Source organism: Rugosimonospora africana, from assembly GCF_016862975.1.
Classification (GTDB): Bacteria; Actinomycetota; Actinomycetes; order Mycobacteriales; family Micromonosporaceae; genus Rugosimonospora; species Rugosimonospora africana.
On record NZ_BONZ01000062.1, the window covers coordinates 79,379 to 104,833 of the forward strand.

27 protein-coding genes are annotated in these 25,455 nt (G+C 71.0%); 16 read left to right on the forward strand and 11 right to left on the reverse strand.

The window, feature by feature from the left end:
* Positions 1–15 precede the first annotated feature (15 nt).
* Positions 16–456, forward strand: a complete 441-nt coding sequence (locus Raf01_RS30980) for a cold-shock protein (RefSeq protein WP_203921604.1) — start codon at positions 16–18, stop codon at positions 454–456.
* A gap of 35 nt (positions 457–491) precedes the next feature.
* Here Raf01_RS30980 and Raf01_RS30985 read toward each other — a convergent pair whose 3' ends face one another.
* A complete protein-coding gene (locus tag Raf01_RS30985) occupies positions 492–1,058 on the reverse strand; it encodes a helix-turn-helix domain-containing protein (protein WP_203921605.1) in 567 nt (188 codons plus the stop codon).
* A gap of 209 nt (positions 1,059–1,267) precedes the next feature.
* Positions 1,268–3,748, reverse strand: a complete 2,481-nt coding sequence (locus Raf01_RS30990; RefSeq protein WP_203921606.1) for a glycoside hydrolase family 9 protein — start codon at positions 3,746–3,748, stop codon at positions 1,268–1,270.
* Positions 3,749–3,949: 201 nt separating this feature from the next.
* Here Raf01_RS30990 and Raf01_RS30995 point away from each other — a divergent pair, with 201 nt between their 5' ends.
* Together Raf01_RS30995 and Raf01_RS31000 are read left to right on the forward strand one after the other, a co-directional pair.
* Positions 3,950–4,600: a TMEM175 family protein gene (locus Raf01_RS30995; protein WP_203921607.1), complete on the forward strand. Its 651-nt coding sequence runs from the start codon at positions 3,950–3,952 to the stop codon at positions 4,598–4,600.
* Positions 4,601–4,891: 291 nt separating this feature from the next.
* Positions 4,892–5,410, forward strand: a complete 519-nt coding sequence (locus tag Raf01_RS31000) for a helix-turn-helix transcriptional regulator (protein ID WP_203921608.1) — start codon at positions 4,892–4,894, stop codon at positions 5,408–5,410.
* Here Raf01_RS31000 and Raf01_RS31005 read toward each other — a convergent pair whose 3' ends face one another.
* Positions 5,411–6,070, reverse strand: a complete 660-nt coding sequence (locus tag Raf01_RS31005) for a hypothetical protein (protein ID WP_203921609.1) — start codon at positions 6,068–6,070, stop codon at positions 5,411–5,413.
* A 396-nt stretch (positions 6,071–6,466) separates the two neighbouring features.
* Between Raf01_RS31005 and Raf01_RS31010 the strand changes: the two genes are divergently transcribed.
* The 5 genes from Raf01_RS31010 to Raf01_RS31030 all read left to right on the forward strand — a co-directional run bounded on the left by Raf01_RS31010 (position 6,467) and on the right by Raf01_RS31030 (position 12,089).
* Positions 6,467–7,357, forward strand: coding sequence for a Sco1979 family transcriptional regulator (locus Raf01_RS31010; RefSeq protein ID WP_203921610.1), 891 nt, complete (start codon positions 6,467–6,469; stop codon positions 7,355–7,357).
* A gap of 98 nt (positions 7,358–7,455) precedes the next feature.
* Positions 7,456–8,853: a hypothetical protein gene (locus Raf01_RS31015; RefSeq protein ID WP_203921611.1), complete on the forward strand. Its 1,398-nt coding sequence runs from the start codon at positions 7,456–7,458 to the stop codon at positions 8,851–8,853.
* Between the two features lie 166 nt (positions 8,854–9,019).
* The gene (locus Raf01_RS31020) at positions 9,020–10,000 is read left to right on the forward strand and encodes an efflux RND transporter periplasmic adaptor subunit (RefSeq protein ID WP_239134071.1); all 981 of its coding nucleotides are present in this window, start codon (positions 9,020–9,022) and stop codon (positions 9,998–10,000) included.
* Positions 9,997–10,785 (forward strand): ABC transporter ATP-binding protein, encoded by a 789-nt coding sequence (locus Raf01_RS31025; RefSeq protein ID WP_203921612.1) that lies wholly within the window; start codon positions 9,997–9,999, stop codon positions 10,783–10,785. Before Raf01_RS31020 ends, Raf01_RS31025 begins: the two co-directional genes overlap by 4 nt.
* Complete coding sequence (locus Raf01_RS31030) at positions 10,782–12,089, forward strand: ABC transporter permease (RefSeq protein ID WP_203921613.1); 1,308 nt, start codon at positions 10,782–10,784, stop codon at positions 12,087–12,089. Before Raf01_RS31025 ends, Raf01_RS31030 begins: the two co-directional genes overlap by 4 nt.
* Here Raf01_RS31030 and Raf01_RS31035 read toward each other — a convergent pair.
* Both Raf01_RS31035 and Raf01_RS31040 read right to left on the reverse strand, forming a co-directional pair.
* Positions 12,076–12,732: an alpha/beta fold hydrolase gene (locus Raf01_RS31035; RefSeq protein WP_203921614.1), complete on the reverse strand. Its 657-nt coding sequence runs from the start codon at positions 12,730–12,732 to the stop codon at positions 12,076–12,078. The genes Raf01_RS31030 and Raf01_RS31035 overlap by 14 nt on opposite strands.
* Before the next feature lie 124 nt (positions 12,733–12,856).
* Complete coding sequence (locus Raf01_RS31040) at positions 12,857–13,831, reverse strand: ADP-ribosylglycohydrolase family protein (RefSeq protein ID WP_203921615.1); 975 nt, start codon at positions 13,829–13,831, stop codon at positions 12,857–12,859.
* Between the two features lie 169 nt (positions 13,832–14,000).
* On the opposite strand from Raf01_RS31040, the gene Raf01_RS31045 reads away from it, so the two are divergent.
* The 4 genes from Raf01_RS31045 to Raf01_RS31060 all read left to right on the forward strand — a co-directional run bounded on the left by Raf01_RS31045 (position 14,001) and on the right by Raf01_RS31060 (position 17,067).
* A complete protein-coding gene (locus Raf01_RS31045; RefSeq protein ID WP_203921616.1) occupies positions 14,001–14,867 on the forward strand; it encodes a GNAT family N-acetyltransferase in 867 nt (288 codons plus the stop codon).
* A gap of 231 nt (positions 14,868–15,098) precedes the next feature.
* Positions 15,099–16,121: a hypothetical protein gene (locus Raf01_RS31050; protein ID WP_203921617.1), complete on the forward strand. Its 1,023-nt coding sequence runs from the start codon at positions 15,099–15,101 to the stop codon at positions 16,119–16,121.
* A gap of 42 nt (positions 16,122–16,163) precedes the next feature.
* Positions 16,164–16,559, forward strand: a complete 396-nt coding sequence (locus Raf01_RS31055; protein ID WP_203921618.1) for a PPOX class F420-dependent oxidoreductase — start codon at positions 16,164–16,166, stop codon at positions 16,557–16,559.
* A 28-nt stretch (positions 16,560–16,587) separates the two neighbouring features.
* Positions 16,588–17,067 (forward strand): GNAT family N-acetyltransferase, encoded by a 480-nt coding sequence (locus Raf01_RS31060; protein WP_203921619.1) that lies wholly within the window; start codon positions 16,588–16,590, stop codon positions 17,065–17,067.
* Positions 17,068–17,073: 6 nt separating this feature from the next.
* On the opposite strand, the gene Raf01_RS31065 is transcribed toward Raf01_RS31060, so the two are convergent.
* From Raf01_RS31065 to Raf01_RS31075, 3 genes are all read right to left on the reverse strand, one after another.
* Positions 17,074–18,213 carry a cation diffusion facilitator family transporter gene (locus Raf01_RS31065; protein ID WP_239134072.1) on the reverse strand — a complete coding sequence of 380 codons (1,140 nt, stop codon included), beginning with the start codon at positions 18,211–18,213 and terminating at the stop codon, positions 17,074–17,076.
* A 117-nt stretch (positions 18,214–18,330) separates the two neighbouring features.
* Entirely contained in the window at positions 18,331–18,972 is a 642-nt protein-coding gene (locus Raf01_RS31070) for a response regulator transcription factor (RefSeq protein ID WP_203921621.1), read from the reverse strand.
* Positions 18,969–19,904, reverse strand: a complete 936-nt coding sequence (locus Raf01_RS31075; protein ID WP_203921622.1) for a sensor histidine kinase — start codon at positions 19,902–19,904, stop codon at positions 18,969–18,971. The genes Raf01_RS31070 and Raf01_RS31075 overlap by 4 nt, the downstream gene beginning before the upstream one ends.
* Before the next feature lie 220 nt (positions 19,905–20,124).
* On the opposite strand from Raf01_RS31075, the gene Raf01_RS31080 reads away from it, so the two are divergent.
* A complete protein-coding gene (locus tag Raf01_RS31080) occupies positions 20,125–20,643 on the forward strand; it encodes a hypothetical protein (protein WP_203921623.1) in 519 nt (172 codons plus the stop codon).
* A 63-nt stretch (positions 20,644–20,706) separates the two neighbouring features.
* Positions 20,707–21,282 carry an MBL fold metallo-hydrolase gene (locus Raf01_RS31085; protein WP_203921624.1) on the forward strand — a complete coding sequence of 192 codons (576 nt, stop codon included), beginning with the start codon at positions 20,707–20,709 and terminating at the stop codon, positions 21,280–21,282.
* A 30-nt stretch (positions 21,283–21,312) separates the two neighbouring features.
* Here the strand turns inward: Raf01_RS31085 and Raf01_RS31090 are convergent, their stop codons facing one another.
* Positions 21,313–22,083 carry a TetR/AcrR family transcriptional regulator gene (locus Raf01_RS31090; RefSeq protein ID WP_239134073.1) on the reverse strand — a complete coding sequence of 257 codons (771 nt, stop codon included), beginning with the start codon at positions 22,081–22,083 and terminating at the stop codon, positions 21,313–21,315.
* Between the two features lie 98 nt (positions 22,084–22,181).
* Here Raf01_RS31090 and Raf01_RS31095 point away from each other — a divergent pair, with 98 nt between their 5' ends.
* Positions 22,182–23,171: an ATP-binding cassette domain-containing protein gene (locus Raf01_RS31095; RefSeq protein WP_203921626.1), complete on the forward strand. Its 990-nt coding sequence runs from the start codon at positions 22,182–22,184 to the stop codon at positions 23,169–23,171.
* The gene (locus Raf01_RS31100; protein ID WP_203921627.1) at positions 23,168–23,956 is read left to right on the forward strand and encodes an ABC transporter permease; all 789 of its coding nucleotides are present in this window, start codon (positions 23,168–23,170) and stop codon (positions 23,954–23,956) included. The genes Raf01_RS31095 and Raf01_RS31100 overlap by 4 nt, the downstream gene beginning before the upstream one ends.
* A 26-nt stretch (positions 23,957–23,982) precedes the next feature.
* Here the strand turns inward: Raf01_RS31100 and Raf01_RS31105 are convergent, their stop codons facing one another.
* Positions 23,983–24,456, reverse strand: a complete 474-nt coding sequence (locus Raf01_RS31105) for an MOSC domain-containing protein (RefSeq protein ID WP_203921628.1) — start codon at positions 24,454–24,456, stop codon at positions 23,983–23,985.
* Positions 24,457–24,480: 24 nt separating this feature from the next.
* Entirely contained in the window at positions 24,481–25,440 is a 960-nt protein-coding gene (locus Raf01_RS31110; protein WP_203921629.1) for a TetR/AcrR family transcriptional regulator, read from the reverse strand.
* Positions 25,441–25,455: the final 15 nt, after the last annotated feature.

Sequence of the window (25,455 nt, forward strand, 5' to 3'; positions counted from 1 at the left end):
TGAGGGAGAAGATTGATGACCACGGGTAAGGTCGTTCGGTTCGACGAGGGTCGGGGCTACGGATTCATCGCCCCTGACGACGGCGGTGACGATGTGTTCGTGCACGCCAACGAACTCACCGACCGGGGCGTTCGGGTCGCCACCGGCGCCAGGGTGGAGTTCAACGTGATCGACGGTGGGCGGGGCCTCAAGGCATACGACGTGCACGTGCTGGAGATGCCGGTGGGCGCCGGCACCGCCTCCTCCTCCGCCCGTACCCAGCCGGTCGCGTCGGATCGGACCGCCGAGCGGCAGGGCGCCGAAGACGAACTCTGTGAGATCTTCTCGGAGGATGAGTTCCAGTCGCGCGTCACCGACATCCTGCTGGACGCCGGCCCCCAGCTGACCGGTGCGCAGATCGTCGAGCTGCGCAAGCGCCTGGTCCAATTCGGCCGGCAGAACGGCTGGATCGAGTAGCGCGGGCCGGAATCGCTCGTCAGCCGGTGAAGGTGTCACCGCCCGGGGCATCGCTGTCCGGGTCGTCCGAAACTGGCCAGATGGTCAGGCTGACGTCCTGCTGCTGCTCCGGGCAGTGGAGCCGGATGTGGGTGTGCCCGAACGGCGCGTCGACAAGGGCGCAGTGGTGCGGCTTCGCCTGCCCGGCGTGCGCGTACGGCTGGAAGAACCGGCAGGTCAGGCACATCGGCGGACAGGTCATCGAGCCGACCGAGCAGGTGAGCGGCCCAGTTGAGCAGCGGCGGGGCCAGGTCGCGACCCGGCCCGGTCAGGGACACCCGCACGTGGCCGGGATCGTAGGAAGGCGCCGGATCCAGGCCGACCAGTCCCTCGACCCGCAGCCGGCCGACCGCCTCGACCAGATCGGGCAGGCTCATGCCGAGCGACGAGGCGAGTTCTTCGATCGATTGCTTGTCGCCGCGCTGGGAGAGCATCAGGATGACCTGCTGATCCACCAGCGTGGTCGGGCCGCCGGACGCGTGCCCGTCGGTGGCGGCGTGCATCGCCGTGGCGAGGCGCACCAGGCCGATGGCCAGGCGTTCGTCATCGTGATCTGTCAGCATCGTGGCCCCCACACCCTGATTCGACCGGTCCGGCTCGGCGCGTCCGCGATGCGCCGCGTCGCAGACCGGTCTCCCCCCAGTGGACATTCATCCATGCTGGCCGGGGTGGTGGCAAGTATCGGTGGCGGCATTCTTCGATGCCGGCATGTCGGAGGTACGACGCGGGGCGGCGGGGGCGGTGTCGACCGCCCCCGCCGCCGGGTCGCGCCTCAGCCGGTCGTGCAGGCGTTGCCGTTCACCGTGAACGCGGTCGGTCTGGCGTTGGTACCGCTGTAGCTGCCGTTGAAGCCGATCGAGGTGGAGGCTCCGGGCGCCAGCGTCCCGTTGTACGACAGGCTCGTCGCGGTCACCGCGGTGCCGCTCTGCGTCCAGGTCGCCGACCAGCCCTGGCTGACAGTCTGGTTGCCGGAGAACGCGAACTTCAACGTCCAGCCGTTGATCGTCGAGGTACCGGTGTTCGCGATGGTAACCGTCGCGGTGAACCCGCCGCCCCAGTCATTGGTCGCGTAGGTGACCCGGCACGCTCCCGCCGCGCCGGTCGGGCTGGGCGACGCGCTGCGGCTCGGGGTCGGGCTCGCCGACGGGCTGCGGCTCGGCGACGGCGACACCGGCGGGGTGGGCGAGACCGACGGGCTGGGCGACACCGGTGGGCCGGAGCCCGGCGCGGTACCCCAGACCAGGCTGGTGCCGTCGTAGAGCGTGATGTACGGGTCGTTCACCGGTGTCGCGCCGGGCGTACCGGGCAGGCCCTGGAAGGAGTAGTCCTTCGTGTAGTCGTGCGGTCCCGGGAAGGTGATGCGGAACTGCACCTCGCGTTTGAAGTCGGACTGGCCGGACGGCTGGATCGAGGTGCCGGTGCAGTCGATGGTGAGGTAGTAGGTGCTGCCGGACAGCTGGGTCACTCCGGTCGGCGCCTTGCACTGGTTGTACGGCGAGGTGAACTGCAACTGGCTCGCCGAGTAGCCGGAGTCCAGGGTGAAGTAGTAGCGGAAGCTGCCGCTCGTGAGTTTGCGGGCCGGCCACGCCGACTTGTTCTCCACCAGTGCCTTGATCTCCACGAAGTTGGTACCGGTGGCGTTCGGCGCGGCCTGTACCAGCATCTCCGGCCCGTCCGGAGTCTCCTTCGGCGGGAAGTTGGAAAGCGACGTGCCGCCGTACTCCTGGGTCAACTCGGAAAGCGCGCCCGAGAACAGCGCGTTGTAGTCCAGCGCGCCCTCGGCCTGCTGATAGTTGCTGCGGTCGTCGGTGTAGGCGTCGCTGCCGGCCGAGTTGGGGCCGCCGACCAGCTCACCGATGGCGGTGTGCCGGTTGTTCGGCGGGTCGGTGATGTTGTTGGTCCAGGAGCCGTGCGCGCCGCGGCTGTGCACGTTCTTCGGCCAGGCCGAGTTCCTTCCGCTGTTGGTGAACCCGACCTCGTAGCTCAGGTGGTTCGGGTTGTCGCCGAGCAGGTAGTTGATCTGCCGTACGCCGAAGTCGTGGTACGCCTGCGCCTTGGTCGCGTCCCGGCCCTGGGACTTGAGCCAGTTGCCGAACTCCAGTGCGAGGAAGGCTTCGTTGGCCGCGTACCGCGACGTGCCCCACACGTCCACCACGGCCTCGCCGCCCGGCGTGTAGTTGACGTGTGCGCCGTTGACCGCACTGGTGAACCAGTCGAGGTTGCGCTCGGCGTCGTCGATGTACTGCTGCTGCCCGGTCAGTTCGGCCATCAGCACGTACACGCCGAAGGACTTGTCGTCCCAGTTGATCGTCCAGTTGTACTCGGGCGTGGTGGTCTGGGACATCTTGTTCATGTTGGCGTAGTAGGTCTGCGCCTTGGTCAGGTACGCGTTGTCGCCGGTGGCCTTGTAGAGCCAGACGGCGCCCCAGGTCAACTCGTCCCAGTACCCCGACCAGGAGTTGTAGTACCCCTGCGCGGCGCTGATGCAGGCGTCGTACTTGCCGCGGTAGGCGTCGGCGAAGTCGTACAGCGACTTGGCCTGGGACAGCAGGGTGGCCGCGTAGCTCGGGTCGCTGCCCTTGAACAGCAGGTACGAGGAGGCCAGCGCGGCAGCCGCCTCACCGGTGAGGTCCGAGCCCGGGCAGGACTCGGTGACCGCGTAGGACGGCCGGGGAGAGGGATTGACCTCGGGCGGTCCCCAGAATGCGTGGTCCGACCCGCCGTCGCCGACCTGGCCGTAGAACACGTGCGCCGACGGGTGCGCCTTGATGATGTAGTCGTCGCCCCAGCGCAGGTTGCGCAGCAGGTACTGCTGCTGGCCGCTCGTCGAGTAGCCACCCGGGTTGGCCAGGCCTCCCCAGGCGAGGGCGGTCATCGAGTACGCCTCGGGGAAGCCGAACTTCACTTCGTCTCCGGCGTCGTGGTACCCGCCAGTGAGGTCGAGCCCGTGGTCGGCGCCGTCGGTCAGGTCGGAGTCACCGCGCCAGCCGACCCGGTTGTCGGCGGGCAGCTTGCCGGAGCGCTGCGATTCGTAGAACAGCATCGAGTCCTGGAGAGCCTCGGCGTAGTTGAACTCGCCCGTCGGGGCCGGAGCCGCGGCGGCGAGGCGGGCCACCGAGGCGACGGTCGCGCCGGTGAGGATGGCGAGTACGAGGGCCAACCCGGCCCGGACCGGCCTTCGCGGCAACGGTCGACGCGGACCGGTACGGCGCGGCGCGGTAGGGCGGAGCCGGGAGAGGAGGGGGAGTGGCATGGATGCTCCTGAGGACGTTGTGGCAGGAGTCAGTGAGCGGCCCCACGTGGCCCCGGATTCGTGGGAGCGCTTCCATCGACGTTGGTAGTGGACTGTAATACCCCCGGCGGGATTGGCAAAGGGCCAGTCGGACGAGAGCGACCCGGCACGGTACGGCGGGGTAGGGCGGTTATCGCGGCAGGCGACGGGTAGCTGTGCCGCATGACCGGCCCCGACAACAGCGGTGCCGAGTCGGACACCGGGCGCACCGAGGCGTTCAGCGACGGGATCCTGGCCATCGTCATCACGCTGTTGGTGCTGGACCTCCGACCCCCGAACTCTCCCGCCGGCCACCTGCTGTCCGGTCTTCTCGAGCAGTGGCCGGGGTACGCGGCCTATGTCGCCTCGTACGCGTACGTCGCCGTGGTCTGGCTGAATCACAAGGCGACGTTCCGGCGCATCCGGCGGGCCGATCGCGGGCTGAACTGGCTCAATCTCCTGGTGCTGTTCAGCACGGCGCTGCTGCCGTTCCCGACGACGGTGCTCTCCAGCGCACTACGCCGGCCCGACCAAGCGGACCGGCGGGTCGCCGTGGCCACGTACGCGCTCGTCGGCGTGGTGCTGTCCGCGGCCTGGCTGGTGTTGTACCACTACCTCGCCCGCCACGCCGACCTCCTCCAGGACACGGCCCACGACCGCTTCTTCCGCAGCGAACGGCTGCGCGCGTTGGTCGGGGTGGTGCTGTACGCGCTCGCGGGGATCGTCGGCTTCCTGGTCTCGCCGCTCGTGGGCCTCGGGATCTTTGTGGTGCTGCCGGTCTTCTACGGACTCACCAGTGGCGGGCTGTACCAGTTGCGACCGTTCGCCAGATAGGCGTCACGCGCGACGGCGGCCCGCGCACCAGATCGTCCGGCCTTGTTCGCCAGGCGGTGTACTATTCCACCGCCTGGTGTACTATTGCACCAGGCAGACCTCAATGGGGTGCGGCCCGCGTCAGAGAGTGAGTTGGTCTGCGTACGTTGCTCCGCGAGCCTTGGCATCTGGTCGACGCCCCGCAATCCGGGGACTCACGCCAAGCAGGTCGATCGCTTCGTTCAGCGGCACGCCCATGCGGCGCCGCGGAGCGGGCCGTCGGCAGCTTCGTGAAGGGGAAGGGGTAGGCCGATGACGACTCAGGTCTTCACTGTGGTCCTTGATAGGCAGCCTACCGACGAGGAACTGGACGGGTTGTACGCCGCGGGGTGCGACGACGCGGCGTTCGGTGTCGAGGACGGCCTTCCGATCGGTGAGTTTGACCGGGAGGCTCCGACACTGGCCGACGCGATTGTCTCCGTGGTACGCGACGTGGAGTCCGTGGGTCTCACTGTCCTCCGCGTCGTGGACGAGGATCTGCTGACCCTTGCCGACATCGCTGATCGCATCAGCCAAAGCCGGGAGTCCGTGCGCCGGTACGCGTCCGGAGAACGCGGCCCGGGGGACTTCCCGCCGCCGGTGAACCCCAGGCGCGACGGCACCCTGTTCTACCGCTGGAGCGAGGTCGCTCCCTGGCTTCGGCAACGTCTTCAGGTGCAGCTTCCGGAAGCCAACCCCGCGCTGGTCGTGGCGAACCTCGTCCTGCAGGCTCGCCAGCACCGGCACCAGGTTGCCCACATGTCTGCCCTGAGCGAGCTGCTGGCCGCGTAGTCAGGCGCGACGGCGGGCCGTGCGCACCAGATCGTCCGGCGGCGTACGGTCGAGCGCGACCCGGACCAGCGCGGACGCCAGCCGGGGCAGTTCCTTCGGCGGCACCAGCCCGGTCAGCGACTCCGGCTTCGCCGGCAGGCCCACCTTCGTGGCGCCCGCGGTGACCTTCCGGTCCAGGTACGGGCGATACTCCGGCCACACGCCCTGCACCTCGCGGGTGAAGATGTCGGCACCCGTCGGGCCGATCCCGGAGAACTCGACGAGCATCGAACGCAGCGAGCGCACCTGACCGTCGGCCTCGGCCCGCAGCCGGCGCAGGTCGCCGCGCCAGCGGTCCAGGCACAGTTGGGCCTCGTCGCCGAGTTCGGTCGCGGTGCGCTCGTCGTAGCGGCGGTAGTGCCCGCGCCCGAGCGCGTCGACCCGCTGCTGCCAACTGGCCCGGGCCATCGCCTCCGGAGTGCGGTACCCGGCGCCGAACAGCGCCCGGGCCGCGGCCACCGCGACACCTGCCGAGATGCGCGCGCTCAGCAGGGTGGTCAGCACCAGCAACTGGTAGAGCGGCCCGGGACGGTCGGCCAGCCGGATCCCGGCCTCCTCGGCGAAGGTGCTGCCGTACCGGTCCATCAGCCGGCGAACCAGTTCGGTGCTCCGGTCAGGCATCGGCGGTCCCTCCGAGTCGTGGTCCGCAGAGTCGCGCTTCCGGAACACTTACCCGGCCCGGTCACGGGGAAACCGCCGACCCGGCGTGGCCGCCGCCCGCCGCGCGGTCGTGCACCTGACCTGAGAAGACGGGGCGTGGTCGCCGCCTGCCGCTCGGTCGCGCACCTGACCTGAGATGACCGGCGTGGTCGCCGCCCGCCGCAACGCACCCCGAAAAAGATCTCAACATACTCGCCGACTCGGGCCACGGAATCGGATGTGTGGCTGATCCGTCCGACCATCCCCGGATGGCATGCTTGCTCGGTCGTGCAGCAGGCCGAGAGGACGGAGATGGCGCGGTCCGCGACACCGACGGGACCGGGACGAGCGCCTCGAGCGAGGATCGGAGGGCGGCGGATGGCCGCGGCGGGTCAGGACGGCGGATCGTCGACCGGACCGACCGTGATGCGCATGCTGCTCGGTGCGCACCTACGCCGGCTCAGGGAGGCCCAGGGCGTCAGCCGCGAGGACGCGGGCTGGCGCATCCGTTCGTCGGAGTCGAAGATCAGCAGGATGGAGCTGGGTCGGGTCAGCTTCAAGGAGCGCGACGTCGCCGACCTGCTCACCCTCTACGGGCTCGACGACGAGGAGGAGCGCGCGCGCCTGCTGGCCCGGGTCCGGGAGGCCAACACCCAGGGCTGGTGGCACCGGTACGGCGACGTGCTGCCCAACTGGTTCCAGTCGTACCTGGGGCTGGAGGCGTCGGCGTCGCTCATCCGCACGTACGAGGTGCAGTTCGTTCCCGGGCTGCTCCAGACCCGCGACTACGCCCGCGCGGTGGTGGCGCTGGGGCATGGGCACGCTCCCGCCGAGGACATCGAGCGGCGTGTCAGCCTGCGCCTGGCCCGCCAGCAGCTGTTGACCCGGCCGGATCCGCCGCACCTGTGGGCGGTGGTGGATGAGGCGGCGTTGCGCCGGCCGATCGGCGGGCCGACGGTGATGCGCACCCAGATCGAGGCGCTCATCGAGGCGACCAAACTGCCCAACGTCCGCCTGCAGGTCATCACGTTCGACGCCGGTGGCCACGCCGCCGCGGGTGGGGTGTTCAGCATCCTGCGCTTCCCCGAGGAAGACCTTCCCGACGTGGTCTACATCGAACAGCTGACCAGCGCGCTGTATCTGGACAAACGCGACGACGTCGACCACTACGCGGCGGCCATGGAGACCCTGTGCCTGGAAGCCGAGCCGCCCGACCGCACCGTCGACGTGCTCACCGGCCTGCTGCGAGACCTGGACGCCCAGACCTGAGACCCGTGACGCGGAGGTCGGTCGGGTAACCTCGCCGCGTGATTCCACCCGATTCCGTCCGGTCGGACTCATCCGAGCCGCCGCTAGACAGCGGTTCGGTGGCACCCACCGAAGGCAGCCGGGACGGGGCGACGGAGGCCGGCGAAGCTCCCACCTTCTGGCGCCGGTACCACCTCGGGGTCTGGCTGTTGGTGATTCTCGTGGCCGCGTTGGTGGCCAGCGCGTTCCTGCCGTGGGAGTGGTCGTTCATCGACGACGGGAACCAGATCACCATCCTGCGTGGCGACCAGGCGGCGCACGGCTGGCTCGGCGGCATCCTGCAGGACATGATCGACATGTACCACAAGGACCGTTGGTGGGGGCTGTTCCGGCCGTCGTTCTGGGTGTTCGCCGGGACCTTCTATCTCCTGCCGGTCGGGCCGGCACACGCGGTCCGGTTGGCCATGGTGGTCTGCGCCATCGGCGGCCCGCTCGTGGTCGCCGCCCGGCGGTTCACCGGGCGGCCCAGGGCGGCGATGCTGGTCTGGACTCTCGCCGCAGTGGTTGCCAGCCAGCAGTTCTTCGCCGGCATCTGGTACCCGTCCCTCCAGGAGACCTCCGGGCTGTGCTTCGTCGGGCTCGGGCTGATCGCCCAGCGGCGCCCCGTGGTGCGGGCGCTGTGCTGGCTGGTGGCCGCCTGGTTCAAGGCACCGTTCTCCTGGCTGCTGCTCGCATACGGGCTTGTGCTGTGCCGCCGCCGCGAAACCCGTCTGGTGGGCGCGGTCACCAGTCTGGTCGCCGTCGCCACGCTGGCCATCACGGCGTACATGTCGCATGTCGGGTTCTACACCGGCGCGATGAACCTCAGCCGGCACACGGTCCGCGTCAACTTCGACACGAGCGTCGGGCAACTGGCGGTGCCGCTGCTGGTCGTCGTCGCCGGCCTCGCGGTGATGCGGCCGCGCATCGACGTGAGCGGCGACCCCACCGCGCTGGTGATGCTCCTCGGCGGTGCCGGTTACCTGGCGAACCTGTTGGTGTGGAAGGTGGACGCCTACTATGCCGGGCCCTACACGTACCTGCTGACCCTCGCCGTGGTGTTCGCGGTCTCCGAGGTCGGCACGCGTAGCCTCACCCGGCTCGCCGCCGCGCTCGCGGTGTCGGCGGTACTGGGCGGCTACTTCCTCTTCGACAACGCGCAGTACGCGTACAACCGGTTGAGCGCGGTCAACGCCCTGCGCGACTGCGTCCTGCGGCTGCCGGGCAGCCCGGTCGTCGGCTTCAACCGTGAGGAGGCGTCGGTGCGGCTCGACTTCATCGTGCGCGAGCACCGGCCCCACTGGGGCGGCGAGGTGACCTGGGTGAGGCCGGACCAGCTCACCGGCGCGGACGGCAAACCCCTGCGGTACTTCATCAACCAACCTGGGTATGAGGCCAGCGACCGGTCGCTGACGTCCGGCCCGGTCGTGTGTCATACCAGCGAGGTAAGCATCTACCGGGTCGTGTCACAGTCCTGATCCAAGTCGTCGACAGCCTGTCTACAGGGACGCCTGGGCCCGGCCATCGACGGTAGCCTGTTGCCGTCCATCGACGTCTCTGCGCGTTTTGTCATCCTCTGACGCGATCGGTCTATGGGGGTACCCGTTGCGCATCCGAGTCCGGCATCATCTGTGCGTTCTGGCCGTGTTGGCCGCCGTCGCGGCAGTCGGCTGCGACTCCTCGGGAGGGGCGACGCCCACTCCCGGGCTCGCCTCCCGGGGCACGATCGTGACCACCGTGAAGCCCACCCGCCAGGATCTGGCCAACCAGGTGAGCCTGTCCGGCACGGTCACTCTGGATCCGGTGTTCGGCCTGGCGGCGCCGGTCGCCGGACAGGTGCGGTACGCGAACGTGAAGCCGTCGAAGACCACGCCCACGAAGCCGACCAAGGTCGCGACCGTGTATTCCAAGGATGGCAAGGCGCACCCGGTCTCGGTGCCGGCCGGCGCCGTCTTCGATGGCCGGCTGCTCGACGACCGGTCCACGGTCACCGCCGGAATGCCGATCGTGTCGGCGAAGCTGGTCGGGTACGGCATCGTCGCCGACATCGACGGTGCTCAGGCGTACCAGATCTCCGACTCGCTCGGCTCGGTGAAGGCGCAGGTGAAGGGTGGCCCCGGCCCGTTCGCCTGCACGCCGCTCGGCACGATCGGCGCGCTACCCGCCGGTGTCATCCCGACCCAGCCACCGCCGGCCGCGCCGACCGGCGGGCCGAGCGGGGGACCGATGCCGCTACCGATCCTGACCCCGCCCGGTGCCGACGACGGCAGCGGCGGCCAGGGCTCGGACCCGACCGGCCTGCGGCTGGTGTGCACGGCTCCGGCCGGCGTACGCCTGATCAACGGCGCGGGTGCCACGGTTCAGGTGGTCACCGCGAAGGCGACCAACGTGCTCGTGCTGCCGGTCGAGGCGGTCGCCGGGCAGCAGGGCAAGGGCGAGGTCGACGTTGTCGGGCCAGATGGCGGCCGGCAGACCACGCAGGTGGTGCTCGGCCTCACCGACGGCAAGATGGTGGAGATAAAGTCCGGCCTGACCGGCGAGGAGACCATCGCGGTACCCGGACCCGACCTGCCGACCCCGCCGCCCAACACCGGCGGCCCGGATCAGGCCGGGATCTCGAAGTGACCCCGCTGATCGAGCTGGCCGGCGTCACCAAAGTCCTCAAGGGCCAGCAGCAGCCGCGCACCATTCTGTCCGGTGTGGACCTGACCGTCCACAGTGGAGAGAGTGTGGCCGTCGTCGGGCGATCCGGCTCCGGCAAGAGCACCCTGCTCAGCTTGGTCGGCCTGTTCGACCGGCCGACCGGTGGCCAGTACCTTCTGCACGGCCGCGACATCACCCGGCTGTCCGAACGGCGCGCTGCCGCGTTGCGCAGCGCCGAATTCGGGTTCGTGTTCCAGCGCTTCTTCCTGCTCAAGCACCTGACCGCCGTGCAGAACGTGGCCATGGCGCTGGTAAACGGCCAGGGGTGGCTACCCCGCCGCAAGCGCAAGGCCAGGGCCATCGCCGCGCTCGACCGGGTCGGCATCGCGCACCTGGCCAAACACAAGCCGCCCCGGCTGTCCGGCGGCGAGCAGCAGCGGGTGGCGATCGCCCGGGCGCTGGTACGCGAACCCAGGCTGGTGCTGGCCGACGAACCCACCGGCGCGCTGGACACGGAGACGGGCAACCTGGTGATCGACGTTTTGCACTCGGCGACCGAGCGCGGCTGCGGGCTCATCCTGGTGACTCACGACTGGGATCACGCCAGGCGGATGGGGCGGGTACTGCGCCTGCAGGACGGCACACTCGCCGACGCCGGGCCCGAGGAGGTCGTGCGGGAGAGGGCGGCTTCGGTTGGCGGCCCGGACATTGGCGGTCTCGCGGCCGGCGCGGCCGGCGGCATGCTCGGCGGGATGGTGGTCGCGTGATCCGGCTGTCCGGGCGGGCCCGGTCCGCGTTGATCATCGGTGTGCAGGGGATCCGCGCCCGCAAGCTGCGCACGCTCCTGTCGATGATGAGCCTGTTCCTCGGCGTACTCGCCGTCGTCGCGGTTCAGGCCGGCGCCGAGATCGGTCAGCGCGCGCTGCTGTCGGACGTCGAACTCGTCCAGGGCAAGGACGGCACGCTGCGCATGTACCTGCCGCCGGACCCGCACACGGCATCGGTCGCCATCGACGCCCTCAAGGGACGCGGCGACGCGGTCGCCTCGTTCACGACCTCGGCGACCATCGGCGAGCCGGGAGTGACCCCCATCAACCCCGGCGGAGCGCCGCTCGATCGGGACAACAACGAGGGGTACGCCGGGCCGGCCGGGCCGGTGTTCTGCGACTCCCGGGGCTACTGCTTCGGCCAGCCCGCGGTCAACCAGCCGAAGGGGGCGGCCATCCAGCTGAGCCTGGTCGCGATGACCGGCGACATCCGGCAGTTCCAACCGTTCCGGCCGGTGTCCGGACAGTGGCTCGACTTCGCCTCCGCGCCGTCGCTCGGACCCCGGATCGTGCTCAACAAGGCCGCCGCGATCGGCTTCGCCCGCTACCGGATACCGGCGCAGCTGAGCGTCGGCTCCGGTGTCGACGCCACGCCGCGCATCGTCGGGGTGGTCGACGACGGCAACGACCAGCCGACCGCGTACGTGCGCACGGACGAGCTGCTCAACTGGATGCCGGTGGACTCCATGTCCAACGGCGGGGGATTGCAGGTGATGCTGTCACCCGCCGCGACAGGCGAGCTTCAGGTCCTGCGTACCCGGCTGATCGCAGCCGGAATACCCGCCGGGCAGCTCCAGGTCGAACCGATCGACGCGAAGAAGCACATCGCCACCGAGCTGACCCTGGTGCGGCGGGTGTTCCTCGGCCTGGCGGCGCTCGTGCTGCTGATCGGCGTCGGCGGCATCCTGAACGTCGGCCTCGCCACGGTCGGCGAGCGGGTCGAGGAGTTCGCGCTGCGCCGGGCGGTCGGCACGTCCCGGCTGCTGCTGGCCGCGATCGTGCTCGCCGAGACCCTGCTGACCGGGCTGTTCACCGCGGCCGCGGCGGTCGGCACCGGGGCGCTGGTCCTGAAGGCGGCCAGCACCGTCCTGGCTGGACGGGAACCGTTCCTGCAGGACATCGGGTTTCCCTGGCAGGCGGGCGCGGCAGGGGTGATCGCCGGCCTGATCGCCGGGTTGCTGGGCGGCCTGATACCGGCCATCCGGGCGGCCCGCATCCCGATTGCCAGCATCATGCGCGCATAGCGGCGAACCGTTCCACGGTCGCGAGGAAGTCCGGCAGGTGCTCGGCGAACCACGGCACCGGCGCCTCCGGGCTTCCGGGCAGTTCGACCGCCCCGGGTACCAGGCGCAGCAGGGCGTCCACGGTGTGCCGCTGGTGATGCGGGTTGGACGGTACCGATGCCATGACGCCGACCGGTACCCGCAGCGCGGCCAGGTCGGCGTCGGTCGTCCCGCGCAATGTCTCGCCCGCCAGCAGGGCGTCGACCACAGGCTCGGTGGCACCCACGCCGGCCAGTTGCTCGCGGTCGAGCCGGTCGACGGACGCGTCGCCGGCGGTCGCCGGCCAGGCCAGCATCACGCCGCGTACCGATCCGGGTTGTTGCGCCGCGACGCGTACGGCGGCCGAACAGCCGTTGGAGCCGGCGACCAGGAACACCGGCCGATCCGGTAGCGCGCCGGCGAGGTGCCGGGCCTCGTCCGCCCAGTCGGCCGGCCGGCGCGGCCGTTCCGGGGCCAGTACCGTGAAGCCGCGCTCGCTCAGGCCGCGCACGATCCCGGGCCGGTGCCAGAACCGCTCCGCGTCCGACTCACCCCACAGTCCACCGTGGACGAGGACCAGCGTGACGCCGTCGGACGAGTGGTGACGAGGGTCGATGTCCGGCATCACGCAAGGGTATCCGGTCGATTGGTCCGGGTCGCCGCGTGGCGCCAGACGCGCAGCCAGAACTAGTCGGCGACTGGTCTGGGTCGTCGCGCGGTGCCAGACGCGCCGAGCCAGATTAGGTCGGTCACCCGGCCGTGAGCCGCCGCGCCGCCTCGGTGAACTCCGCTCCGAACTGAAGCACGGCAAGCCAACGGTCGGGCAGCGCGGCGGCGCCGTCGCGGACTCCGAGCAGACCGCCGGCGATGGCCGCGTTGGTGTCCGTGTCGTTGCCGATCCGCACGATGTCGACCAGGACGTCGGGCAGCGGCCGGGCATCGAGCACGGCGGCCACCGCGAGGCTGAGCGAGTCGAGCACAAACCCCGCGGCATCGTCGGCGAGGAAGGTCTGTCCGGTCAGCGCGAGCATCGCCGGGCGCAGTTGCCGGCCGTACGCGATGGCGTCAGCGACCGCCGGGACGCCGAGCCGGGTGGCCACCGCCCGCCCGTGCTCGACCGCCTCGTCCGGCCCGGCGCCGGCGAGCAGTGCCGCGGCCATCTCGTTGTACGCGGCGCAGGAGACGGTGGCGCGGGGGTCGTCGTGGGTGATGGCCGAGATCTCCATCGATTCCCGGATGCGGCGGTCCTCATCGGTCACCACCAGCCCGGTGGAGATGCAGCGCATCAGCGATCCGTTGCCGGCCCGCCCGGTCCCCGCGCCGGCATCGCGCGGGTCCCCGGTCAGCCGGTACCGCTGGAGCCCGGTCGCGGTGGCACCGCCGACGTCGCTGGGCCGGCTGCCGGGTTCACGTCCCGGCCAGTCGCCGCTCAGCCAGGCCAGCATGTTGTCGGCCGCCGCGCGGACCACGTCCTCGCCGGGCGCCAGGTAGGCGAGGAGGACCGCGCGGGTCAGGTCGGTGTCGTCGGTCGCGTGCCCCGGGGGCCACCCGAACGGTCCTCCGCCGACGATGTCGGTGACCCCGTCCGGGTACCGGGAGCGGATGCTCGCCCAGGACGAGAACTCCACGGTCGCGCCGAGCGCGTCACCGGCGTGTACCCCCAGGAGTCCACCCGCCACCCGGTCCCGGCGGCTGACGACGGCCCGGTTCGCTCCCTCAGTCACCGGAACATTCTCGCGTCTCCCGTGCCGCCGCGCCCGCCGCCTACCGGCCGCCGCCCACCGGAAACCCACCGCCCGCCGGAAGTCCGCCGCCCGCCGGAAACCCGGCACCGCGGAGAGCGCGCCCGAAAATCCGTTGCCGGGACCGCCGCCGGCCTGCTCGGATTGCCCGGTGAGTGAGATTCGACCGGTCGGGCTCGGCGAGTCCGACGCCGCGCCGCGACCTGTACCAGTTCCCGACGAGCGAACCATGCTCGCCGCCTTCGATCGGCAGGTACGGCGCGATCCCCAGCCCGACGGGCCCGGCGACCGGATCGAGCGCGAGGGCGGCGTCGTACGGGTCGTGTCCGACGGCGGCGGCTGGTCCGGAGTCGTCTGGTCCGACCTCGACGAGGGCGGCGCACCGGCCGCCATCGCCGCGCAGATCGCCCGGTTCGCTCCGCTGCGCGGGCCGTGGGAGTGGAAGCACTACTCCTACGACCGGCCGGCCGACCTTCCCGAGCGCCTGAGCGCGGCGGGATTCGTTCCGGAGCCGGTCGAGTCCCTGCTGATCGCGGACGTCGCCGCGCTCACCCTGGACGCGACGCCACCGGCCGGCGTGCGGCTCGTACCGGTGACCGACCGCGCGGGGATCGACCTGCTGGTACGGGTACACGAGGAGGTCTTCGGGGGCGACCACACCGCGGTCGGGGACGCCATCCTCGCCCGGTTGGCGGAGCGGCCCGGCACGGTCGCGGCGGTGGTCGCGATGGCCGGCGAGACCCCGATCGCCGCAGGGCGCGTCGACTTCTCCACCGGTACCGAGTTCGCCAGCCTGTGGGGCGGCGGCACACTGCCGGCGTGGCGGGGCCGGGGCGTGTTCCGTGCGCTGGTCGCGCACCGGGTGGCTCTCGCCGAGGCCGCCGGGTACCGGTACATCCAGGTCGACGCGTCCGCGGCCAGCCAGCCGATCCTGCGGCGCCTCGGCTTCCGGCAGGTCGCCCAGACGACCCCGTTCGTATACCAGGGAGCCCGAGAGCCTGCTGGCAAACCCGGCTGACCGGCTGCGCCGCGCCCAGGCGGCGTGGTCGGCCCGCCAGGGGGCGTCCGGCAAAGCGGAGGTTTGCCCGGATACCGGCTGCGCCCGGCCAGAGGTTTGCCAGCAGGCTCTGACTACGCCGTCGGGCGTACGCGGCGCGCCGGCGGGTGCCTCCCGCCAGACGACACGCCGCCGGCGGGTGCCTCCCTCCAGGCGACGCGCCGGGGGAGCCGAGCTGCCGACAATCGACGCATGGCATCGACCAGACCGGAGACCAACCGGGAGACCGGACCGGAGACCAGGCCACAGACCGGGTCGGAGACCGGGCGGGACACGGTACGGCGCGCGCTGGGCCGGATCTGGAGCGCGGACCTGCCCGTCGCGCGCGTCGCGTACGTCACCGCCGCCGCGGTGTTCACCAGCGGCCTGGTACACCTGGGTGTCCTGCTCGTCTCCGGCGGCTCCTGGGAGGGGCCGCTGTCGATGCGCAAAGCGATGACGTTCGGCCTGTCGTTCGGGCTGACTCTGGCGACCGTGGTGTGGGCGACCTCGTTCCTCACCATGCCTCGCCGGAGCAGGGGCTGGCTGCTGGGCGCGTTCACCGTGGTCTGCGTGGTGGAGCCGGCGCTGGTCACCATGCAGGCGTGGCGCGGGGTTCCCTCGCACTTCAACTTCGAGACCGGATTCGACACCGCGGTCTCGATGAGCCTGGCCATCGGTGGCGCGGTCATCATTCTCACCGCCGTCGGGTTCACCGTCGCGGCGATGGTCGGTGGCGCGGCGATGGCCAGAAGCATGCGGGTGGCGGTGCGGTTCGGATTCGTCATCCTGCTGGTGGCGCTCGCGACCGGTGCCGTGATGATCGCGCGGGGTGTGGCACAGGCGCGCACCGGTCACGCCCAGGTCGCCTACACCACGGCCGGCGCGTTGAAGCCGCTGCACGCGGTGGCGATGCACGCGATCCTGGTGGTACCGGGGCTGGCCTGGCTGCTGCGGTTCACGAACTGGAGCGAGGCGCGACGGGTCCGTCTGGTGTGGACCGCCATCGCGAGCTACGCGGTGCTGACGGTCGTGGTGGGCGTCGAGGTGTTCGCCGGGATCTCGCCGCTGAACGCCCCGCCGGTACCGGCCGCGCTGTCTCTGGTCGCCGTGGTGGCCCTGGCCTGTATCGGCGGTGTCGCGCTGTCCGCGGTACTGCGCGAGTCGCGCCGCCGTACCGGCGTGCCGGCTGGCGCGTCCCCCGGCGACGAGCAGCCGGTGCGCGAGATTGGTTGACTCACGGGGCGGTCGGCGCTGTGCGCGCGATAGCGTCGGAGCATGACGGTCGTTCTGGACGAGAAAACCCGCAAGCTATTGGACGATAAGAACTTCGGGATCGTGGCAACCCTCGGCCCCGATGGGGCGCCGCACTCCGCCGTCGTATGGGTGGCGCGCGAGGAGGATACGGTGCTGTTCAGCACGCTGGACACCCGCCAGAAGGCACGCAACCTGGCCCGCGATTCCCGGATCAGCGTCAGTGTCTTCGCCGCCGACAACCCTTACCAGTCGGTGGAGATCCGCGGGGTCGCGGAACTCGTGGACGACCCGGAGAAGTCTCTGCCCATGCGACTGTCCCGCAAGTATCTGGGCATCGACCCACCGGCGGAGTCGCCGGACGAGCGCCGGCTGATCGTCCGGATCCACCCGACGAAGGTCATCTCGTTCTCGGCGTGAGTCCCGGCTCTCGGCGCACAATGGTGTGATGGATCTTCAGCTGCGCCCGGCACGAGCCGATGAGGCGGACCTGCTCGGTCCGCTGGCACTGCGGTCGAAGGCGCACTGGGGGTACACCCAGGACTTCCTCGACGTGTGCCGGTCGGAGTTCACGTACCCGTCGGCGGAGGTGGAGGCCCGGCGCATCGTGGTGGCCGAGTCGGCCGGCCGGCTCGTCGGGTTCTACAGCCTCGATGGCGAGCCGCCCCGGGGGGAACTCGGCAACCTGTGGGTCGAGCCGGACGCGATCGGCACCGGGATCGGCCGCCGCCTGTGGCAGCACGTGATGCGGGCGGCCCGCGAGGCCGGCTTCACCGCGCTGCGTATCGACGCCGACCCGCACGCGGAAGGGTTCTACCTCGCGATGGGGGCCGAGCGGGTGGGGGAGACGCCGTCGGGGTCCATTCCCGGGCGCATGCTGCCACTGCTGGAGGTCGAGGTCGCGCCGCCGGTACCGCGGGCGACCTGAGTCGGCTCAGCCGGCGGTCGCCGCGTCGCGGTGGTGGTCCAGCCGCGCGTGCTGGACCTGATCCTGGCCGTACGGGTCGGCGTGCACCAGCGCCGCGGTCAGCCGCGGTACGGCGTGGATCAGCCGGTGCTCCGCGTCCACCGCGATGGCGTGCGCCCGGGCGACGGTGAGGTCGGCGTCGACGATGATTTCGCACTCGGCGCGCAACTGGTGCCCGATCCACCGCAGGTGTACGGCGCCGACGCCGATGACGCCGGAGGTCTCCCGCAGGGTGGCCTCGACGGTGTCGACCAGTGCCGGGTCCACGGCGTCCATGAGCCGGCGGTACACCTCGCGGGCGGCACCGTTGAGCACGAACAGGATCGCCACCGTGATGAGTAGGCCGACGACCGGGTCGGCCCAGCGCCAGCCGATCGCGACGCCGCCCGCGCCGAGCAGCACGGCGAGGGAGGTGAACCCGTCGGTACGGGCGTGCAGCCCGTCCGCGACCAGAGCCGCCGAGCCGATGCGCCGCCCGACGCCGATCCGGTACCGGGCGACAATCTCGTTGCCGGCGAACCCGATGGCGGCCGCGGCGGCCACGTACGGCAGGTGCGACACGGTGGCCGGGTACAGCAGGCGCCGGATGGCCTCGAAACCGGCCAGGGCGGACGAGGCGGCGATGACCGTGACGATCGCGATGCCGGCCAGATCCTCGGCCCGGCCGAACCCGTAGGTGTACCGCCGGGTCGCCACCCGGCGGCCGAGGATGAAGGCGATGCCCAGCGGTACCGCGGTCAGGGCGTCGGCGACGTTGTGCAGGGTGTCGCCGAGCAGCGCCACCGAACCAGACAGCGCGGTGATGACGGCCTGCAGCACCGCGGTGCCGCCGAGTACGGCCAGCGAGATCCACAGTGCGCGCAACCCGTCGCGGCTGGCCTCCATCGCCGAGTCGACCTTGTCCGCCGCGTCGTGGGAGTGCGGCGTGACCACGTGGCGGGCCTTGTGCCACAAGGCACCCAGCCCACCGTCCGGCGGGTGGTCGTGACCGTGTCGGTGGTCGTGACCGTGGCCGTCGTGTGCGTCGTGGTCGTGTGCGTGGTGGGAGCCCTCGCGGCCGGAGGAGTGTCCGTGATGGTCGTCGTGGTGGCTGTGTTCACTGTTCACGGGCCGGTTCTCCACTGGGTGTCGACACTCGCGCCTGCTGGCATGATATGTCCGGCTGCCGTGCGCCACCGACATCCGCCGGAAACGAGTCGTCGAGGCGGACAGCCTCTGGCGCCGCTACGCCGACATCCCGTGCCGCCGGGCGTAGTCGATGGCGCCCGGGCGATCTTCGGCTCCGGTCTTCGTGAAGATCCGGTTGATGTGCGACTTCACCGTCGCGGGCTCGATGCGCAGCCGGGTGGCGATCGCGTGGTTGGACAGGCCGGCGGCGATCAGAGCGAGTACCTCGGCTTCCCGGGTCGTGAGCCCGTCGGGCAGCTCGGCGGGGACCTGCCCGATCCGGGCGGCCCTGACCAGGCGCTCCTGGACGGTGGGGTCGAGCGCGCCGAGGCCAGCCGCCGCGGCGGTGACCGCCTGGCCGATCTCCGCTCGTCCGGCGTTCTTCGTCAGGTACCCGCGGGCGCCCGCGGCGAGGGCCGCCAGCACGGAGCCGTCGTCGGCGTAACTGGTCAGGATCACCACCGCGGTAGCGGGGTGGTCGGCGCTGAGCTGGGCGGTGGTGGCGATGCCGTCCATGCCCGGCATGCGCAGATCGAGGAGGACGACATCGGGGCGATGCCGGGCCACCGCGGCCAGGGCGGCAGGTCCGTCGGCGGCTTCGGCCACCACCTCGATCCCTGGCAGCAGGCCGAGCAGCGCGACCAGGCCCTCGCGTACGGCGGCCTGATCGTCGGCCACGACCACCCGTACGGCGCTCACGCCGGCACCTGAGCCTCGACGCGCCAGCGACCGCCGGCCGCGCCGGTGGCGAGGGTACCCCCGATACGGGTGATTCGTTCGCGCATGACCGGCAGGCCCTGCCCGCCGCTGACCACGTCTGCACCTCCGGCGGTGGCGTTGTCGACCGTGACCGTCAACCTGTCCGGCAGATAGGAGAGGATCACCTCGGCGTGGCCACCGGGGGCGTGTTTGCTCGCGTTGGTCAGCGCCTCCTGGAGGAGGCGGTAGACCGCCATCCCGGTCGCGGCCGACAGCGGCCGCGGCTTGCCATGCACCGTGAGGCCCACGGCCATCCCGGACGCGTCGATGAGGTTCCTCACCAGATCGTGGACGCCGACCGCGCCGTCGCGCAGGGTACGCACCGCGGCCACGGTCTCCTCCTGGCCGCTGCGGGTCAGCCGGGCGGCCCTGGTCAGGTGAGCGAGCGCACGCTCGCGGTCGTCGGCCGTGTCCAGAGCCGCGGACGCGGCCTCAATCTGCAGGGACAGTGCGCTCAGCGAGTGGCCGAGGATGTCGTGCAGCTCCGCGGCGATGCGGCCGCGCTCGGCCAGCGTCGCGGCGCGGGCGTGGTCACGCCGGCTGGTACCGACGACATAGGCGACCCCGGTGACAGCGGCGAGCGTGGCGAGCAGGTCGCCTCGGCCGAGTAGGTACCCGGCGACCAGGATGGCGCAGCACGCACCCGCCAGCGGCAGGCCGATCCGGGCCGGCCGCGTCGCGCCAGCGTCCAGGCAGGCGAACACGGTGAACCAGCACACGGCGGGCGCCGGGTGCACGAACAGCAGGACACTGCCGGCCAAACCCGTCCAACAGACGAATACGGTCACCACGGGGGACGTCCCGAGGGGGCCGGCGAGCGCCCAGCCGATCCACCCCAGCGCGGTGACAGCGAGCACGATCGCGGTCGTCAACAGGTGACCGTGGAGCCCGACGATCCCCGAATGCGTGGTTTCGCCCCACAAGACGAACGCCAGCCCGGCAATAGCCGCGATTCTCAGGAAGCCTTGCCTGACAAGCATGATGATCCCGTGGTACTTCGTGGTCGGTACGGATCATCATCGTGGCGTACACCCAAAGTTCCGTCCAGCGGGTTGAGGATCCCCAACTCGTCCGCCCCCTACGGTCGCTTCCATGTCGACCGCGCTTACCCTTGCCAACCTCGCCATCGTCGCCGTCCTGTTGGCCCGGGACTGGGGCCACCGACGGGTGACCCTGTTCGCTCTGCTGCGGCCGCTGGTGCTGTCCGCGGTCGTCATTCCGTTCGTGATGCCGGGGTGGGACCTCACCGGCAACGGGCTGCTCCTGGAGTTGGCGACCGTCGTGGCCGGTGCCGCGTTGGGCGTGTTCGCGTGCCTGTTCATGCGGGTGAGCGTCGACGCGAACGGCCAGTCGTGGACCGACGCGGGGTGGGCGTACGCGCTCGTCTGGCTCGCGATCGCCGCCGCCCGGCAGGCGTTCATCTACGGGTGTCAGCACTGGTTCACCCGTGACCTCGGCATGTTCCTCGTCGACAACCGCATCAGCGTCAACGCGTTCGCTGACGCGATCATGCTGCTCACACTGACGACCGTGGTCGCGAACCGCGCGGCGATCCTGATCCGGGGTCGCCTGGCCGCGAACCCCCGGTCGGTCGCTGTGGCGGCCGGCTGAGCGCCCCGCGGGGTACTGTCACGACCGTATGCCGAGATGTTTCGAGGTTCCGGAGGTCGTGGGGTGGCGGCGCAGCTGAACGTGTTGACGGCCGGCTACGTGGGCGAGCGGGTGGCCAGCACCGTCGTGCTGGTACGTGACGGTGATGTCACGGCGATCGTGGACCCCGGCATGGTCGCGTCCCGCGACCGCATCCTGGCCCCGCTGGCCGAGCTCGGGGTCGCCCCGGAGGCGGTGACCGACGTGGTCTTCAGCCACCACCACCCGGACCACACGCTGAACGCGGCACTGTTTCCGGAGGCCAGGTACCACGACTTCTGGGCCGTGTACCGGGACGACGTGTGGACCACGCGCCGGCTCGCCGAGGAGCCGGACGGCTGGGCCCTCAGCCCGTCCATCAAGCTGCTCTACACGCCGGGGCACTCCACCGAGGACCTGTCCACGATCGTGGACACCGACGACGGCCTGGTCGTGTGCACGCACGCGTGGTGGACCAGTGAGGGGCCGGCGGCCGACCCGTACGCGCCCAGCGAGCGGGTACTCGCCGACTCCCGGGCCAGGCTCCTCGGCCTCGCGCCGGCACTGATCGTGCCCGGTCACGGCGAGGCGTTCACCCCGGACGAGAAGACGCCTCGCTGATCGGGCGTCCGGCGCCGCACGCCGCCCCGCTCAGCCTTCTCCGGCCTCGGGACTCTTCTCCTCGATAAGACGCTCGACGCCGTCGAGGATGCGGGCCAGCCCGAACCTGAAGGCGTGCGCCGGGTCGACGCTCGCCTGGTGATGCTCGCCGGCGGCCTGACCGACCCGGGAAGCGGTGGGGAAACGGCTCGCGTCCATGACCTTCTCCAGCGCCGGAGCAGTCGACAGCCACCATTCCTGGTCGGACATCCCCGATCCGTCCTCGGTCCGCGCCAGGTCGGCCTGTATCCGGGCGACGCCTTCCACATGGGTCAGCACCAGGGTGAGAACCGAGTCCATCTGGACGTCGGTGAGGCCGATCCCGTCGAGCGGCCGCAGTTCGGCCTCGTACTTGAGGGTCGCGTGGGGCCCGAGGACGGGACGCGCGCCGGTCGCCTGGAGTAGCCAGGGGTGGCGCTGGTATAGGTCCCAGTTGCGCTCGCCGACCAGGCGCAGCCCCTCCCGCCAGCCGCCCGTCGCCTTCGCGGGCTCGTCGACGTCGGCGTACAGCTCGCCGTACGCGATGTCGATCATGAGTTCGGTGAGTTCCGCCCTGCCGGGCACGTGCGTGTACAGCGACATCGTCCCCACACCGAGCCGGTCGGCGACGCGGCGCATCGTCGCCGCGGCGAGCCCCTCCGCGTCGGCGATGGCCGTGGCGGCGGTCACGATGGAGCGCACGGTCAGCCCCGATCGTCCGGGCGTCGTGTGGCTGCCCCACAGCAGTGCCAGGCTGCGGCTCGGATCATTCTTCGCGGTCACGGAAAGCATTCTCCCCAGCGGTGGCGGCCGGGGCGCATCCGGCGGTACCGTACCTTGTACGGTACGAGGTACGGAACCGATCGACCGAGGGGCGGCCAGTGGACCGGACAGGAAGCGCCATCGCGGCGCACGGCGTGCACAAGCGATACCGGGGCGGGGCCGAGGGGGCCGGGCTGTGCGGGTTCGACCTGCGGGTGGAGCCGGGCAGCGTCTGCGGCCTGCTCGGTCCCAACGGAGCGGGGAAGACCACCGCGGTGCGGATCCTCTCGACACTGCTGGCGCCCGACGCGGGCGAGGTGCGCGTCGCCGGATACGACGTCCTGCGCCAGGCCGCGCAAGTGCGCCGTCGGATCGGCCTGGTCGGGCAGTCCGCGGCGGTCGACGAGATCCTGACCGGACGGCAGAACCTGGAGCTGTTCGGCCGGCTGCACCATCTCGGCGCGGCCCAGGCCAGGCGACGAGCCGATGAACTGCTGGAACGGTTCTCGCTCCCGCGCACCGGTCGCACCCCGGTGGGCAGCTATTCCGGCGGGATGCGCCGGCGGCTCGACCTGGCCGCGAGCCTGATCGCCGAACCGGCGGTGCTGTTCCTCGACGAGCCGACGACCGGTCTGGACCCGCAGGGGCGCCAGGAGGTCTGGGCCTCCATCCGTGGACTTGTCGCCACCGGTACCACCGTGCTGCTGACCACCCAGTACCTCGAAGAAGCCGATCAGCTGGCCGACCGGATCGCCATGCTGGCCCACGGCGGGGTCGTCCTCGAAGGCACGCCCGAGCAGGTCAAGTCGATGGTCGGGGACGACCGGATCGACATCGTGCTGAACAGCGACACCGAGCTGACCTGGGCGGTCGAGGCGATCGGCCCGTTGAGCGCCGGGCAGGTCGAAGTGGACACCGCCGACCTGCGGATGAGCGTCCCGGTCGTGGCGAAGACGCAAGCGCTCATGCGGATCGCCGGGACGCTGAGCGAGCGTGGCATCGACCCGGTCGACGTGACCCTCCGGCGTCCCACCCTGGACGAGGTGTTCCTGCGGCTGGACTCCGCCGGCTGGACGACCGACGCCGGGCGCAGCGAGGTGATCGCATGACGGCACTGCGGTGGTACGCGTCGGACGTCTGGACGCTGACCCGGCGGGATCTCGCGCACTGGCTGGCCCGGCCGGGCGTGGCCGCGGTGAGTTGGCTGTTCCCCATCATGATCCTGCTCATGTTCGGCGGCCTCTTCGGCGGCGCGATCGGCGGCCCGAGCGGCCGGTACTTCGAATTTCTGGTGCCCGGCATGCTCGCGTTGACCGTGGTCTTCGGGTTGGAGACGACGGTGACGGCGGTGGCCACCGACGCGGCCAAAGGCGTCACCGACCGGTTGCGGTCGATGCCGACGAACGCCTCTGCCGTGGTCGCCGGCCGATGCCTGGCCGACCTGGCGAACTCCGTACTCGGCCTGGGCATCCTGGTTCTCGCCGGTCTGGCGGTCGGCTGGCGGTGGAACCACGGCCTCGTCGCCGCGCTCGGCGCGTTGTGCCTCCTGGTGCTCCTGCGCTTCGCGTTGCTATGGCTCGGCATCTACCTCGGACTCGTCGTCAAGGGGCCGGAATCCGTTGCCGCGGTGCAGATTCTGGTCTGGCCGGTGGCATTCCTGTCCGGTGTGTTCGTCGATCCGACGACCATGCCGTCCTGGCTCGGGGCCATCGCCTCCTGGAACCCGCTGTCAACGACCGCGTCGGCGGTTCGCGAACTGTCCGGCAGCCCCGGCTGGGGTGCCGACAGCTACGCCGCGCGGCACGCCGTACTCGTGGCGGTCGCCTCGGCGCTGGTGCTGACCGCGGTCTTCCTGCCCCTGTCCGCCCGCAGGTATCGGAGGCTCGCCGCGTGATCGGCGCCGGTCCCACGGCGGCCCGGCTAACTGTCGATCGTCACGGTGACCGGACCGAGGCGCAACGTGCCGTCGTTCAGCGGGCTGCACCGGATGCCGCCCTTGCCGCGCAGCCACTGCCGTGCGCCGGGACCGATGGTGGCGTCCATCCAGGCGCACGGGTTCGCCGGCCGGTGCACGCGCAGGCTCACCGGTCCCTCGCCCGAATCGAGCGTCAGGACCGCGCCGATCAGGTCGTCGACCGGTATGCCGGACACCAGGATGTTGCGCCTGACCTGCACCAGGCTGGCGCCGGGTGGCAACGACTCCCGGGCGATCACGGTGACGCTCGCGTCCCGGTGCGCCTGCTTGCCGAAGTACCGGTCGCCGACGATGCCGAGTCCCTCTCGGATGCGGATCCGCTCCACCAGTTCACCGGGTGGTGCCGGGGCCGGACCGTCGGCGGGTCTGCCTACGTAGCGGTGCGCGGGCGAGGCCAGCAACTCCACGATGTCGGGCACAGTGTCGAGTGTATGAACCAGCGGCTACCGCCCAGGTGTGAACGCGGCTGGGCGCAGGTGCGCTTCGATCCCGTCCAGGAGCCGGGTCAGCCCGAACTCGAACAGCTTCGCCAGGTCGAGGTCGAAGTCGTCCTGTAGGGCCATGTGCAGCAGCGGGGATTCGGCCGGGCTCACCTGTCGCAGCAGCGCCTCCTGGGAGTTCGTCCACTGGCGGTCGGTGATGCCGGTCTCGCGCCGCGCCTCCGCCTCGGGTTCGAGCGCCGTGGCCACGCCGCGGACGAAGGTGAACAGCATGAGGTGGACGTAGAGCCGATCCTCCATGCCCAGGCCGGTGTCTTCCAGCGCGTGCAGCACCCGGTCGGTGACGGCCACGGCGTTAGGGGTCGGCTGTGGGCGGGTGATGGACATGGCGGGAGCCAGCCATGGGTGGCGGTTGAAGACGGCCCACACCGCCCGTCCGATCTGTTCCAGCCCGGCCCGCCAGCCCTCCGGTACCGGGGTCGGGAAGGCTTGCTCCCCGAGCGCGGCGTCGATCATGTGCACGATCAGGTCGTCCTTGCTCGCGACGTGCCGGTAGAGCGACATCGTCGCGACGCTGAACTCGGACGCGATCCGTCTCATGGACACCTCGGCCATGCCCTCGGCATCGGCGATCTCGATGGCGGCGCGCACGATCCGCTGACGGCTCACGGGTCTGCCGGACTCGCGGGTGGTGGCACGTCGCCGCGGCGGGGCGGTGGTATCCGGCGATGCCGGCGCGGCGGGTACGGCGGCCACGACGGTACCGGTGCCCGGCACGACCCGGGTCAGTCCCTCCTGCCGCAGGGTGGCGTGCACCTTGGTGGCGGTCGCGATCGCGACTCCCCACTCTTGCCTGATCTGGCGGGCGGAGGGGATCCGGTCGCCCTGTCGTAGCTCGCCAACGGTGATCCGGGTGCGGATTTCCTCGACGATGCGCAGGTAAGCCGGGCCCGGACCGCTCACCGGACCTCCCCTCGC

Coding starts and splice junctions, on each gene's coding strand:
- Raf01_RS30980 (WP_203921604.1), top strand. CDS start 16: ATGACCACGGGTAAGGTCGTTCGGTTCGACGAGGGTCGGGGCTACGGA.
- Raf01_RS30985 (WP_203921605.1), bottom strand. CDS start 1,058: ATGCTGACAGATCACGATGACGAACGCCTGGCCATCGGCCTGGTGCGC.
- Raf01_RS30990 (WP_203921606.1), bottom strand. CDS start 3,748: ATGCCACTCCCCCTCCTCTCCCGGCTCCGCCCTACCGCGCCGCGCCGT.
- Raf01_RS30995 (WP_203921607.1), top strand. CDS start 3,950: ATGACCGGCCCCGACAACAGCGGTGCCGAGTCGGACACCGGGCGCACC.
- Raf01_RS31000 (WP_203921608.1), top strand. CDS start 4,892: ATGACGACTCAGGTCTTCACTGTGGTCCTTGATAGGCAGCCTACCGAC.
- Raf01_RS31005 (WP_203921609.1), bottom strand. CDS start 6,070: ATGCCTGACCGGAGCACCGAACTGGTTCGCCGGCTGATGGACCGGTAC.
- Raf01_RS31010 (WP_203921610.1), top strand. CDS start 6,467: ATGGCCGCGGCGGGTCAGGACGGCGGATCGTCGACCGGACCGACCGTG.
- Raf01_RS31035 (WP_203921614.1), bottom strand. CDS start 12,732: ATGCCGGACATCGACCCTCGTCACCACTCGTCCGACGGCGTCACGCTG.
- Raf01_RS31050 (WP_203921617.1), top strand. CDS start 15,099: ATGGCATCGACCAGACCGGAGACCAACCGGGAGACCGGACCGGAGACC.
- Raf01_RS31055 (WP_203921618.1), top strand. CDS start 16,164: ATGACGGTCGTTCTGGACGAGAAAACCCGCAAGCTATTGGACGATAAG.
- Raf01_RS31060 (WP_203921619.1), top strand. CDS start 16,588: ATGGATCTTCAGCTGCGCCCGGCACGAGCCGATGAGGCGGACCTGCTC.
- Raf01_RS31080 (WP_203921623.1), top strand. CDS start 20,125: ATGTCGACCGCGCTTACCCTTGCCAACCTCGCCATCGTCGCCGTCCTG.
- Raf01_RS31100 (WP_203921627.1), top strand. CDS start 23,168: ATGACGGCACTGCGGTGGTACGCGTCGGACGTCTGGACGCTGACCCGG.